Genomic DNA, 13644 nt, shown 5'->3' with positions numbered 1-13644 from the left:
CCGGGACGAAGAAGAAGCCGTACGCGGGGGGCAGGGCGGACACAGGGCGTGGGGCGGAGGAGCGGAAGCAGGGGCGTGGGGCGGAGGGCGGGGCTTCGGCGGGCGTACGCCCTTCGCGCACGGGCACACGGGCGGGCCCGTACGCGCGGACGGGCATCCGCGCCGTACGCGCTACCGCGCCCCGTCCTCGGGCACTGCGGCCTCCAGGGGGCGCGCGTACGTCACGGACTCGCGGTCCACCGTGAACCCGGTCTGCTGGTAGAAGCCCAGCGCACCGCTCGGGTTGGCCGTGTCGACGGTCAGCGACGCCGTGTCGTAGCCGGCGTCGCGTGCGGCTCCCAGCAGTTCCGCCAGCAGGGCGGGCGCTGCTCCCCTGCCCCGCCAGGCCCGGCGCGTACCGAGGTAGCCCACGTGGCAGTCGCGGCGGCCCGTCGCGGCCGTCTTCGCGTCGTTCTCCTCCGCGAGGAGGTACGCCACCACCTCGTCGCCCGCCACCAGCAGCCTGGACATCGCGGGCCGGAAAGCGCCGGCTCCGGTGACCCTGGTGTGCCAGTCGGCCCGGTCGAGTTCGGTGAAGTTCCAGTGGTCGCGGAAGGCGTCGTTGTGGGCGAGCCGCGTGGCCTCGTCGTGCTCCGGGCCGTAGGGGACCGAACGGGTGCCCTCGGGGGCCGGCCGGGGATCGGGGCGGTCGGAATCCAGGGGGTGCTTCATGGTGAACCACCAGCGCGACGGTGCGAAGCCGCAGTTCTCGGCGAGCCGCCGCAGCCCCTCGTCCCCGGCCAGTCCGTCGAGCAGCAACTCGCCCTTGAGGTCGGCGAGTTCGGGGTTCTCGGCGTGCCGGGCCGCGGCACGGTCCGCGAGCCAGTTGACGAGCCCGGTGCCCAGTCCGCGCCGCCGCAGAGCGGGGTGGACCGCCGCGTCCCCGCCGAAGCGGGCGGCGTCGCTCGCGCCGTGCGGGGTGTGCAGCACGCCGTACGCCACCAGCCGCTCTCCGTCCCACCAGCCGGTGCTGTCCCGCGCCAGGTCGAGCTTGGGATCCTCCAGCACTTCGACGAGCTCCGCCGCGTCGACGTGCTCACCGGCCCGGTCGATCCGCTCCACGGCCTCGTGGAGTTCCAGCCAGGCCGATACGGCGTCCCGGCTCAGGGGCCGGGCGGTCAGGCCCCGTACGGCGTCGTCCTGTCCCCGTGCGTCGTCCTGTCGGTGCGCGTCGTCCTGTCCCTGCACGTGCTGCCGTCCTTTCGCGAAACCGGCGGGCCCGGGGGCCTGCCGCCTCGAACGATCAAAACACGCAGCGGCCCGGGGGACATGTCGGGGGCGGGTCGCGGGAGGGCCCACCACGGGGGAAGGCCCGCTCGGACGCACATCCGGGGGACGCCCGCCGTGGCGGACCCGCCGTACCGGCCCGGTCGTGGGCCTCGGCCGTTCGGTCACGCTCGTTCGGTCCCGGCCGTTCGGTGACGGTTGTTCGGTCCCGACCGTTCGGTGACGGTCGTTCGGTCCCCGCCCTCGGATCTCAGTCGTTCTTCAGGGCCTTCTTCATGATCTTCCCCATGTCGTTGCGGGGCAGTGCTTCCCGCAGCCGCACCGTCCGGGGGCGCTTGTACGGGGTGAGCTGGGCGGCGACGTGGTCGGCGAGCTCCTGTTCGCCGGGCGGGGCCGCCGGGTCTCTGGGGACGATCCAGGCGACGACCCGCTCGCCGAGGTCGGGGTCCGGTTCCCCGGTGACGGCCGCGTCGGCGACGGCCGGGTGCTCCAGCAGCACGTTCTCGATCTCGCCGGCCCCGATCTTGTAGCCGCCGCTCTTGATGAGGTCGGTGGAGCGTCGGCCCACGATCCGCACGGCCCCGTCCGGGTCGGTCGTCGCGATGTCGCCCGTACGGAACCAGTCCCCGTCGAAGGCGGCTTCGGTGGCATCGGGCCGGCCGAGGTAGTGCAGGAAGAGGTTCGGGCCCTTCACCTGGATCTCGCCGAGCGTCTCGCCGTCACGGGCGTCGACGGTCCGGCCGTCGTCGTCCACGAGGCGCAGTTCGACGCCGTCCAGCGGAGTGCCCACACTGCCCGGCCGGGGTGCGCCGCCCGGACGGACACTGGTGATCATGAGCGTCTCGGTCATCCCGTACCGCTCGACGACCTGCTGTCCGGTGGCGGCGGTGAGGGCCTGGTGGTCGCGTCGGGACAGCGCGGCGGAGCCGGAGACGAGGAGCCGGGCGCCGCCGAGGGCGTCCCGCAGCGCCGGGTCGGCGGGCAGCGCCTCGGCGAGCCGGTGGTACATCGTCGGCACCCCGAAGAGCATCGTCGCGCCGTCCGCCAGGGCGTCCCGGACTCCCTCCGGGGAGAACCTGCCGAGGTGGCGGAGGCTGCCGCCGCTGCGCAGCGGGCCGAGGACGCCCAGGACGAGACCGTGCACGTGGAACAGCGGCAGCCCGTGCACCAGGACGTCGTCCGCGCTCCACTGCCACGCGTCCGCGAGCGCGTCGAGAGTCGCGCGGACCGCCCGCCGGGGCAGGACCGCGCCCTTCGGCGGGCCCGTGGTGCCCGAGGTGTAGACGATCAGGGCGGGAGCCTCGTCGCCGGGCTCCGGCGGCAGGTCGGGCAGCGGCCCCGCGGGCGCCGGGTCGGGATGGACGACGGGGAGGGCGGCGAGCGGCCCCGGCAGCTCGACGCCCGGTGCGGCGAGCACGAGCTCGGGTGCGCTGTCGGTCACCAGGTGGTCCAGTTCGCGGGCTCCGCTGCCGGGGTTGAGGGGTACGAAAGGAACTCCGGCGAGGAGCGCGGCCAGTGCGCCCACGGCGGTCTCCAGGGTCGGAGTGGCCCACAGGGCGACCCGTCGTGCGCCGCCGAGGCGGACCGCGGTGGCCGAGGCCGCCGCCCGGAGCCCGGCGTAGTCCAGTGCGCGCTCGCCGAACCGCAGGGCGGGCGCGGCACCGGCTGTGTCGAGGGCGGGGAAGAGAGCGGGCATGTCTGTACTCCTGCGGGAGGCGGAGAGAACGCGGCGGCCCGGGGCGGGGCGTGCGAGGCGTCCCGGCCCCGCGAACGAAATCTCTCATGCTTCGGCCGGGACGGAACAGTGCCCCCTGCGGTCCGCGACCTCCCGGGACCCAATCTCGGTTCCGCGACGCTAGCGCGGCGTCGTGTCGTCGCCCTCGAACGGGGCGCCGTGTCCGGGCACGATCAGGTCGGCCACGGCCAGCACCCGTCGCCGGGACGCGCGCAGTACCTCGCGGTCCGGGGCCACCGGGTCGTCCGCCGGGCCCTCGGAGTGCCACCACAGGTCGCCCGCGAAGGCCACCACACCGGATTCGGTGCCCGCCAGGAGCGTGATGTCCTCGGGGCTGTGCCCGGGGGTGCGGATCAACCGGAGGGAGGGAGTGAGGGCGTACCCCTCGGCGTCCCTGTTCGTCCACTGGTCGCCGCGGTACTCCACCTTGTGGTCGTGCACCCGGGCGTCGGGGAAGAGGCCGACGTTCATGGTGTTGTCGGGGTGGTGGTGGCTGAGCACCACGTCGGTGATGTCCTCGGGGCCCAGGCCGAGTTCGGCCAGCGGGCCGAGAATGCGGTCGACGCCCGCGACCATGCCGGGATCGAAGATCACGTGCCGTCCGGCGTCGGCGATGTACGAGACGGTCGCGGCGACTCCGGGGCCGGTGGAGCCCACGTAGCCGGTGGTCAGCACGTGGTGGGTGGCGGTGCGGCCGAGCGGTGCGTCAGAAGTGGCGGCGGGCACGGCCGTTGCGGTTGCGGTTGCGGTTGCGGCGGCAACGGTTGCGGAGTTGCTGGTGGCGGTGGTCGCGGGTGCGGCGGTGTTCGTCATGGCTTCATCGTGGCGTGCGGACGGGCGGTGCACGAGTGGCACATCTGCCTGGTACCGCAGGATTCGTGCCACCCGTGTGCCACACTGCGTCGATGCCGCCCTTCTCGACTGTCGCCGCCTACGTCCCGCCCGCTGTCGGCATGCTCGCCGTCGGTATCGTCACCGAGGTCTTCGGGCCGCACGGGGCCGGGTCGCCCGGTTTCGACTTCGCCCTGTGCGCCGACCGGCCGGGTCCGGTGGCCACGGACTGCGGGGTGCCGCTCGCCCTCACGCACGGGCTGGACCGGCTCGCCGACGCCGACCTGGTCCTCGCCCTGCCCGGGGCGGGGTTCCGCACGCCGCCGGGCCCGGACGTGCTCGACGCGCTGCGCACCGCGCACGGGCGGGGCGCGGTGGTCGCGGCACACTGCGTCGGCACGTTCACGCTCGCCGCCGCCGGACTCCTCGACGGTCGGCGCGCCACCACGCACTGGCGGTTCGCCGCACTGCTCGCCGAGCGCCACCCCGAGGTCGCGGTGCAGGCCGACGCCCTCTACGTCGACGAGGGGAACCTGGTCACGGGTGCCGGCGCCGCCGCGGGCTTCGACCTGTGCCTGCACCTGCTGCGTCGCGAGTACGGCACCGCGTCGGCCAACGCCGTCGCCCGGGACATGGTGCTGCCCTCTCACCGCGACGGCGGTCAGGCCCAGTACCTGGCCGCGCCCGTGCCCGAGGACAGCGAGGACGAGCGGCTCGCCGAGGTTCTCGGCTGGGCCCGCGCACACCTCCACGAGCCGCTCCCCGTCACGGAGTTGGCCCGGCGCGCCATGATGAGCAGACGCACTTTCGCCCGCCGCTTCACCGCCGCGACCGGCACCACCCCGCACGCCTGGCTGCGGGGTCTGCGGCTGAGCCGGGCGGAGGAACTCCTGGAAACCACCCGGCTGCCGGTCGAGGAGATCGCCCGGCAGGTGGGTTACGGAAGCGCGGCGGTGCTGCGTGAGCAGTTCGTACGGCGCCGCGGCGTACCGCCCCGTTCCTACCGGCGCACGTTCACGGGCGCGCCGTAGGCCGCGTGACGAAGGCCGCGTGACGAAGGCTCGCGGCGCACCTCGGTGCCTTGCCGGGCAGGCCGGCATCACCCCCGTCGCCCTGCCCGCGGACTGGCCGCTCCTCGTCGACGCGTCCCTGCTGGAACTGGAGCGGGTCCTGATCGGCAGCGGCCGGCGGGTCGGCAAGCTGGTCGTTCCGGGAAAGGTCTTCGCCCAGCTTCCCGGGGCCGCCGTCCTGCCCTGCCTCGCGGGCTGACGCGTCGGCACGCGACGACAAGCGGAATGCTTCATTCAACTCCGGACGGTTATCGACCGGTTCAGGTTGCTCCGGTGACCTAAACCTGTCACCGGGTGACTACTTTCGGACATACCTGCACCGTCGGCCCGGAACTTCCCGCCGCAGGCCGCACACACCCGTGAACAGCGGCCCGCACACCTCCCACACAAGTCCGAACGTGGGAGCAGTTCATCTACTGGACGTCTGCATCTGCCGGAATATTTACGCTCGTTGGTCGCCAATGAAGGAAAAAAGTCCGGAACTCTCAACTCCGCTTTGACTCTTGATCTTCCCTTGGTGAAGGTCACGTGCATGCCCACCTCGACACGAGCCGCTCCCGGCGGCCTTCTTCGCCTGCGCGATTTCCGCCTGCTGCTCGCGGGGGCGACGGCCGGGCAAGTAGGCGCACAGGTCACTCTCGTCGCGCTGCCGCTCGTCGCCGTCCTCGAACTCCGGGCCCCCGCCTTCCAGGTGGGCCTGCTGACGGCTGCGGAGACGGCCGCGTTCCTGCTCATCGGCCTGCCCGCCGGAGCGTGGGTGGACCGGATGCGCAAGCGCACGCTGATGATCCGGGCCGACGTGGTGCGTGCCGTCGCGATGGCGAGCGTGCCGCTGGCGGGGTTCGCGGGCGTACTGACGATGTATCAGCTGTACCTGGTGGCCCTGGTCACCGGTGCGGCGACGGTCTTCTTCGACGTCGCGCACCAGAGCTACCTGCCGCAACTCCTGCCCAAGGAACAGCTCGTGGCGGGCAACGGCGCCCTGGAGACGGTGCGTTCGTCCGCCCAGGTGACCGGCCCCGGCCTGGGCGGCGGGCTGGTTCAGCTCGTCGGGGCGCACCTGGCGATCGTGGCCGACGCGATCGGCTATCTGCTGTCGGCGGTGTTCCTGCTCGCGATACGGCAGCCGGAGAACAAACCCGAGCCGGTTCCCGGAGCGTCGCTGCGCAAGGACGTCGCCGAGGGGCTGCGCTTCGTGCTGGGCCATCCGCTGCTGCGGGTCATCGCCGGGGCGACCGGTCTGGGCAACTTCTTCAGCGCCATGCTGATGGCCACGCAGACCGTCTTCCTGGTGCGGGTCCTCGACCTCCAGCCCGGGGTCGTGGGACTGATGCTGTCCGCTTCGGCCGTCGGCGGCCTCGCCGGCGCGCTGTGCGCGGGCCGGCTCGCCCGGCGGTTCGGGCACGCCCGGATCATCTGGCTGGCGTCGCTGGCCTCGGCGCCCTTCGCGCTGCTGTGGCCGCTGGCGGGCAAGGGTGCGGCGGCGGCGCTGTTCGCGGTCGCCTCCGCCGCGGTCTTCTTCGGTGCGGTCGTCTACAACGTCGCCCAGGTGAGCTTCCGTCAGACCCTGTGTCCGCCGCGTCTGTTGGGGCGGATGAACGCCACCCTGAGGTTCCTGATGTGGGGCTCGCTGCCACTGGGCGCCCTCGTCGGCGGAGGCGTCGCGGACGCCCTGGGCGCGCGCGCCGCGCTGTGGGTGTGCGCGGTGGGCTTCCTCCTCGTACCGCTGCCACTGCTGCTGTCGCCGCTGCGCTCCATGCGGGACCTGCCGGACGCCGACTGACCGGTCCGCCCCCACCGGCAGGTCCCGAACCGCTTTTCCACGGTCAGAGAAACGATCAGAGAGAGGACCTCGTGCACTCCAGCATCACCGGTCAGCGTCCGAGCATCACCGGCCAGTACCTGAACCGCTACCAGCGGCTCGCCGCGAGCACCGCGGGCGAGGGGGCGGACCTGCTCCCCGTCACCGGTGCGCAGCGCCGCTTCGTCCTGGTGCGGGCCATGGATCCGGCAGGCCGCCCGGACACCGTTCCGATGTTCTTCGCGTTCCCTCGCGGCACCGTGGACACCGTGCGGCTGCAGGCCGCCGCCCAGTGCCTCGCCGCCCGCCACCCGGCGCTGCGTTCCCGCGCCTGCGTCCTGCGGGGCACTCCGGTGCTTCGCCAGGCGGATCCCGGCATACCCGTGGAACGGGTGCGCCGGGCGCCCGGCGAGGACGTCCACGACGCGCTGCGCCGTGCCGTGGGCGCCTGGTCGTCCGACGGCCCTCCGCTGCGCCTGTTCCTCGCGCAGGACGCCGCCGAGGAGGTGCTCGCGGTGGTGCTCGACCACGCCGCCTGCGACGGTCGGTCGCTCGCCCGCATCGTCGAGGAGCTGGGCGACGCCTACCGGGACCGCCTCGGGCCGCTCGACCCGTCGCCCGCCGAGGTCGCCTCGCACCTCGCCGAGTACCGGGAGGCGGTGCTGCTCCAGCTGGAGGCCGAGCGCAGGGCGAGCACACCGGACGCGCTCGCGTACTGGGGCGAGCGGCTTCGTACCGTGCAGGAGCGGGCGGCCAAGCCCGACACGTCCGCCGGCATCCCCACCGGTGCCGCTGAACTCACCCTCCGCGCAGACCAGTTGGGCGTGCCCTTCGCCACCCTCCTGGACGCCTGCCGGGCCGCGGCGGGCGTGCTGTACGGCCCCGGGCGGGTCCCGCCGATCGGCTACCCGTGGGGCGGCCGACCGGCCGGGGCGCCGCCGGTGCTGGGCTGCTTCCTCAATACGGTGGTCTTCCCCGCCGCGACCGGCCCCGAGCGCCCCGCGCCCGAGGTGACGGCCACCGAGTGGTGGGACGACCTGGACCGGGCCGACACCCCGTTCGACGAGGTCGTGCACGCCGCCCGGTCGGCGGGGGCCCGGTGGTCGGGAGCGCTGGACGGGCTGCTGACCGTGGACGACGCCCGTCGCCGCCCGACGCTGCGGCTGGGCGGGGTGGCCGGACGCGAGGTGCACGTCGACGGCCGCCGGGTGCGCGCCCCGTTCGCCGTGTCGGTCGTCCAGGGCGCCGAACTGCAGGTGCGGATGGTGTGGGACCGCACGGTACTCGCCGACGACGCCGCGCAGGACGCCTTCGCCGCGCTGGCCGGGGAGCTGCGGGCCGGGCTGCCCGTCTCCTGACCCGCCCCGCCGGACCGCCCCGGGTGCCGTACGGCACGGCCACCCGCGTGGACGACGCGGCTTCCTCCCGTACGACACGGCTGCTCGCGTACGAACACGACAGGTCGTATACGACACGGCTGCGCGCGTACGACACGGCCGCTCGTGCACGACACCACCACTGCCCTGCCGACACGGCCGGCCCCGTACGCACGGGGCCGTGCGGCGTCCGGCCGGGCGCCACGACCTCCGGTGCGGCACCGCGTGACCCGCGGGCCCGCCGGTACGCCACGGGCGGCGGGCACGACCGTGCCCCGCCGCCTCTTCCCGCACGTCCGACCCGACAACCTCAGGGATCGCCATGCTTCCTCTCTCCTCCTCGCAGGAGATCGTCTGGCTGCACGAGCAAGTGCAGCCGGGCAGCCGCGCCTACAACTTCACCGCCTCCCTCGACCTGTGGGGAACCCTCGACGTCGGCGCCCTGGAGCGCGGACTGGCCGCCACGCTGGAGCGCCACCCGGGTCTGCGCCTGGAACTGGTCCCCGTGCCCGGCGCCATGCCGGGGCAGCGGGTCGCCGACGTGTGCCCGCCCCGGCTGCGCACCGTGGACCTGAGCGGGGAGGCCGACCCGGAGAGCGCGTTCCAGGCTCTGCTGCGTGCCGAGGCCGAGAGCCCGCTCGACACCTTCGAGGCGCCGCTGCTGCGCTGGACGCTGGTCCGGATGGCCGACGAGCGGCACCGGCTGATCCACGTCGAGCACCACCTGATCCACGACGGGCACTCGTTCGCGATCCTGCTGGCCGACGTCTTCGGCGTGTACCGGGCCCATGTCCTCGGCGAGAGCGAGGAGTTGAAGCCCGCCTCCTCCTACGCCGACCACATCCGCGCGCAGGCCGACCCGGCGGCCCGGGACGAGGTGATGCGTGCCGGGCTGGAGTACTGGAGCGCCGAGCTGGAGGGCGCTTCGTACGACATGCCGCTGCCCGGCCTGGCCCGGCCCGGGGTGCAACGCCGGCACCACGGCGGCCAGTTGCGGCAGTCGATCGGCGCGGACCTCGCGGAGCGGCTGCGGGCGCACGCCAAGGAGCGCGGACTGACCCCGTTCGCCACCCTGCTCGGGCTGTTCGCGGAGCTGCTGCGGCGGCACAGCGGGCGCTCCGAGATGGTCGTGGGGACCGCGGTGGGCAACCGTCCGCTCGGGTTCGAGGACGCGGTGGGGATGTTCGTCAACACGATCCCGCTGCGGTTGCGGCTGGACGCCGACGCGCCCGCCGAGGACACCATGGACGAGGTGACGGACACCCTGCTGCGGGCCCTGCCCTACCAGGAGGTGCCGGTCCAGGAGCTGACGCGGGCGCTCGGCCTGCACACGTCGGGTGCGGACAATCCGCTGTTCAGCGTGATGTTCAGCGCGCACGACGCCGTGCTGCCGGACCTGGAGGTGCCGGGGCTGGACATCTCCCTCTTCGAGGGGTTCAACACCGGGACGACCCGCTTCGACCTCGACGTCGTGCTGCTGCCCGACGACCGGCGCGGGGTGGGCCCCCGGCACGGGGCGGCCGGCATGACGATGGTGTGGGACTACGACGCCGATCTGTTCGGGGAGGACGTGGCCCGGCTGCTCGCCGGACGTTTCCTGGACCTGCTGCGGGCCTACCTGGACGCGCCCGGCACGGTGCTGGCCGAGCTGGCGCCGCCGCCCGCGGCGCCCGCCGCGGAGCCGGAGGCACGGGGCTTTGCCGACCGCGACCCGCTCGACGTGCTGACGGGCCACGACCCGTCACTGCCCGCCGTGCTCGTCGGGGCCAGGCGGCTGACGTACGGCGAGCTGAACGAGCGGGTCGACGGCCTGGTGGCCCGGCTGCGGGCCGCCGGGGTCACGGCGGGCCAACCCGTCGCGGCGGTGCTGCCGCGCGGCGTTGAGTCGGTGGTGACGCTGCTGGCCTGTCTGCGCAGCGGGGCCGTCTACTGTCCGCTGTCCCCGTCCGACCCCGCTGCCCGGCTGGAACTGCTGCTGAACCGGCTGGGCCCGGCGATGGTCCTCACCCCGTCCGACGGCTCGGTGGCCGTGCCGGACGGGCTGCCCGCGGGCGCGGTCGGCGACGCCGTGCTGCCGCCCGCCGCGCCCGCCGAGGCCCTGCCTTCGACGGCGTACGTCATCCACACCTCGGGCTCCACCGGCACGCCGAAGCCGGTCGCGGTCGGCGGGGCCGCGCTGCGCAACCACCTGACGGGGGTGGCCGACCGTTTCGCGCTGGCGGCCGGTGACCGGGCGCTGCTGTTCGCGCAGCCGTCGTTCGACGTGGCGCTGGAGGAGGTGCTGCCTTCGCTGTGGGCCGGGGCCTGCCTGGTGGTACCGGAGTTCGAGGTGCCGACCGGCGGCGAGCTGGCGCAACTCCTGGTGGCCGCGCGGGTGTCCGTCGCCAACCTGCCCACGAGCTACTTCCTCGCCACGCAGGAGGACCTGCGGTCCGTGCTGCGCGAGGGCCGCTGGGCGCCGAGGCTGCTGGTACTGGGCGGCGAGCGCATACCCGCCGACGTGATGCGGGCGTTCCTGCGGGAGACCGGCTCGGGCAGCGGCTCCGACGTGCGCGTGCTGAACGCGTACGGGGTGACGGAGGCGTCGATCAGCTCCACCGTGTACGAGCTGGACCCTGGCGCCCTCGGCACGGCCGCCGAGGTGCCGCTCGGCACCGAACTGCCCGGCGAACGCGTGCACGTGCTCGACGAGGGGCTGCGCCCGCTGCCGAACGGCGCGGTCGGTGAACTCGCCGTCGCCGGTGCCGGACTGGCCGAGGGGTACGTCGGCAATCCGGAGGCCACCGCGGCCCGTTTCGTACGGGTGCCCGCGCTCGGCGGCGAGCGCGTCTACCTCACCGGTGACCTCGGGTTCCGTGGCACGGACGGCCTGCTGCGCTTCCTGGGGCGGCGGGACAACCAGATCAAACTGCGCGGCTACCGCATCGAGTTGGAGGAGGTCGAGGCCGCCGCGTCCGGCGTTCTCGGCGGCCGGTCCTGCGCCGTGGTGCTCGACCGGTCGTCCGCGACGGGCGGCCCCCGGCTGGTGGGGTTCCTGGAGACCGACGCGGACGAGACGGCGTGGGACGAGCAGGGGTTGCACAGCGCCCTGAGCGCGAAGCTGCCCGGAGCGCTCGTGCCCGCCCACTGGGTGCGGCTCGATGCCATGCCGACACTGCCGGGCGGCAAGCCGAACCGGGCCGCGCTGACGAAGCTGGCCGCCGAGGTGGAGCGGCCCGCGCAGGCCGACGAGCCGTCGGACGAAGGGCAGGACGCGCTGCCCGACCTGGCCCGGTCCGCCGACCCGGCGCTGGCACTGCTCGCCGAGGGGTGGCGGGAGGTGCTGGGGCACGGCCGCTTCGAGGAGGGCTCGCACTTCTTCCGCGTCGGCGGCCACTCCCTGCTCGCCGCTCAGCTCGCGGCCTGGCTGGAGCCGCACCTTGGCGACCGGCCGCCGCTGCGGGTGCTCTTCCGCAACCCCGTCTTCGCCGATCAGGCCCGTGCGCTCATCGCCACCGCCAAGTCGAGGGAGTCGTGAAGATGACCGGCACCGCACCCCACCACCGGACCGACGCCCACTCCCGCTCGGCGACCGACACAGTGAAGGAACGGCAGGACATGACCTCAAGCGTGCAGTACGGCCGGCCCGTCGGCCCCGACCCGGTGGGGGTGCTCGCCGCCTACGAGGGGTGGGTGCGGCGCGCACCCGGGTCCGCCGCGGTGACCGACGGGGCGCACTCCTGGACGTACCGGCAGATCGACGAGGCGGCCGACGCGCTCGTCCGGACCTGGGACGGGCGGGTGCGGCCTGGCGACCTGGTCGGGGTCTGCCTGGACCGTTCCGCCGCCCTGGTGGTGACCGCCGTCGCCCTGGCCAGGGTCGGCGCGGTCTATCTGCCGCTGGGGCCGCGCCCCGGGGAGCGCAGGCTCGCCGCGGTCGGCGAGGACGTCGGCGTCGCCTGCCTGATCGGCGCGCCCGAGGTGCTCCCGCAGCGGCACCGGGAGGCCGAGCACCTCGCCCTGCCGCTGCCCGCCGAGGGGGTCAACGCGGTGGCCGGGACGGTGGCGGCGTTCCTGCCGCCGGCGCCCGGGGCCCGCCCCGCTCCCCCGGGAGCGCTGTACGCCGTCCTGACCTCGGGATCGACCGGCCGCCCGAAGGCGGTCGCCGTCGCGGAGCCCGCACTGTCGGCGCTCCTGTCCTGGTACCGGGAGGAGACCGGTCTGGGCCCCGGCGACCGGCAGACCCTCCTGATCGGCGTCGCCTTCGACCCGCACGTCATGGAACTGTGGGGCGCACTGACCTCGGGCGCGACGCTGGTACCCGCGCCGGACGCCGTCCGCTGGGATCCCGGCGCGCTCACCGACTGGTGGCGGGACGCGGCGGTGACGGTCGCGGTCACCGCGACCCCGATGACCGAACCGCTCCTCGACCGGCCCTGGCCTCAGGACCTGGCGCTTCGTCATCTCGTCGTGGGTGGCGACCGGATGCGCCGTCGGCCCGGTCCGGACGTGACCGCCGTGGTGCACAACGCGTACGGGCCCGCCGAGGCGACCGTCGTGACCACCACGCACTCCATGCGGGCGAGCGACGACGACGCGCGCGAGGACGCCGCACCGCCGATCGGCCTGCCGCTGCCCGGGGTCTGCGTCCTGGTGACGGACACCGAGGGCAAGGTCGTCGCACGCGGCGAGGACGGCGAACTGTGCGTCGGTGGAGTCCAGTTGGCCATGGGCTACCTCGATGCGGAACTCACCGCGAGCCGCTTCGCCGCACTGCCGGGCGCGGACCTGCCGCCGGAGGTGGACCGCGTGTACCGCACCGGTGACCGGGTGCGGATGCGGGCCGACGGGGCACTGGAGTTCCTCGGCCGTCTCGACGACCAGGTGAAGATCAGCGGTGTGCGGATCGAACCGGCCGAGGTGGAAGCCGCGTTGGAGCAGGACCCGGCGGTGCGCAGCGCGGTGGTCGTCGCCCCGCGCGACGCCGAGGGCCGCGCCCGCCTCGTCGCCTATGTGCTGCCCGTGGCCGCCGGCTCCGACGCCACCGAGGACGCGCCCGCCGGCCCGCACCGGGGTAGCATCCCGGCGCCCGCCCCGGACCCGGACGCGCTGCTCGCCTCGGTGCGCGCCTGGCTGCCCGAACAGGCGGTGCCCTCCGCGGTGCGCGTCGTCGAGGCGTTCGCGCTGGACGCCAACGGGAAGGTCGACCGGGCGGCCCTGCTGAAGCGGGAGGCGGAGACCCGGGAGCAGACGGACGCCGCGGCAGCGGACGGCGCCGCGGCGCTGCCCGCCGACGCGACCGCCAACGAACGGCTCGTGCTGGAAACGGTACGGAAGCTCCTGGACCGCCCCTCGGCCACCCTGACGGACAACTTCACGGACATCGGCGGCACTTCACTGGCCGCGGCCCGGCTGCTGACCGCTGTCGAGCGGGAGACCGGAGTGCGGCTGCGCGCGCCGGAACTGCTGCGCCAGCCGGACCTGCGGGCGGTCGTTGCCGTACTGGACAAGCGGTGCGCCGCAGCGGCGGCACGCGGCGCCGGGGGCTGAGATGACCGCCCCCCGCCGTACCGGACCCCACCACCC

At 74.3% G+C, this 13644-nt stretch carries 8 protein-coding genes and 1 pseudogene; 6 read left to right on the top strand and 3 right to left on the bottom strand.

Annotated elements, in window-relative coordinates:
• Nucleotides 1-171: 171 nt before the first annotated feature.
• The 3 genes from ACQPZG_RS02735 to ACQPZG_RS02725 form a co-directional block, all read right to left on the bottom strand.
• The gene (locus ACQPZG_RS02735; protein ID WP_433544130.1) at nucleotides 172-1227 is read right to left on the bottom strand and encodes a GNAT family N-acetyltransferase; all 1056 of its coding nucleotides are present in this window, start codon (nucleotides 1225-1227) and stop codon (nucleotides 172-174) included.
• Nucleotides 1228-1516: 289 nt separating this feature from the next.
• Nucleotides 1517-2962: an acyl-CoA synthetase gene (locus ACQPZG_RS02730; protein ID WP_433544129.1), complete on the bottom strand. Its 1446-nt coding sequence runs from the start codon at nucleotides 2960-2962 to the stop codon at nucleotides 1517-1519.
• Between the two features lie 159 nt (nucleotides 2963-3121).
• Nucleotides 3122-3814 carry an MBL fold metallo-hydrolase gene (locus ACQPZG_RS02725; RefSeq protein ID WP_433544128.1) on the bottom strand — a complete coding sequence of 231 codons (693 nt, stop codon included), beginning with the start codon at nucleotides 3812-3814 and terminating at the stop codon, nucleotides 3122-3124.
• 92 nt (nucleotides 3815-3906) lie between these two features.
• On the opposite strand from ACQPZG_RS02725, the gene ACQPZG_RS02720 reads away from it, so the two are divergent.
• The 6 genes and pseudogenes from ACQPZG_RS02720 (at nucleotide 3907) to ACQPZG_RS02695 (ending at nucleotide 13608) form a co-directional block, all read left to right on the top strand.
• A complete protein-coding gene (locus ACQPZG_RS02720) occupies nucleotides 3907-4863 on the top strand; it encodes a GlxA family transcriptional regulator (RefSeq protein WP_433544127.1) in 957 nt (318 codons plus the stop codon).
• A 64-nt stretch (nucleotides 4864-4927) separates the two neighbouring features.
• A pseudogene (locus tag ACQPZG_RS02715) lies at nucleotides 4928-5101 on the top strand (YbaK/EbsC family protein); the annotation flags it as partial.
• 333 nt (nucleotides 5102-5434) lie between these two features.
• A complete protein-coding gene (locus tag ACQPZG_RS02710) occupies nucleotides 5435-6685 on the top strand; it encodes an MFS transporter (protein WP_433544126.1) in 1251 nt (416 codons plus the stop codon).
• A gap of 71 nt (nucleotides 6686-6756) precedes the next feature.
• Nucleotides 6757-8061: a non-ribosomal peptide synthetase gene (locus tag ACQPZG_RS02705; protein ID WP_433544125.1), complete on the top strand. Its 1305-nt coding sequence runs from the start codon at nucleotides 6757-6759 to the stop codon at nucleotides 8059-8061.
• Nucleotides 8062-8401: 340 nt separating this feature from the next.
• Nucleotides 8402-11596 (top strand): non-ribosomal peptide synthetase, encoded by a 3195-nt coding sequence (locus ACQPZG_RS02700; protein WP_433544124.1) that lies wholly within the window; start codon nucleotides 8402-8404, stop codon nucleotides 11594-11596.
• Nucleotides 11597-11598: 2 nt separating this feature from the next.
• A complete protein-coding gene (locus tag ACQPZG_RS02695) occupies nucleotides 11599-13608 on the top strand; it encodes a non-ribosomal peptide synthetase (RefSeq protein ID WP_433544123.1) in 2010 nt (669 codons plus the stop codon).
• The last annotated feature ends 36 nt before the right edge of the window (nucleotides 13609-13644 follow it).

It is taken from the genome of Streptomyces sp. CA-294286, from assembly GCF_050947155.1.
GTDB lineage: Bacteria > Actinomycetota > Actinomycetes > Streptomycetales > Streptomycetaceae > Streptomyces.
This window is presented reverse-complemented; position numbering and strand designations above follow the sequence as displayed.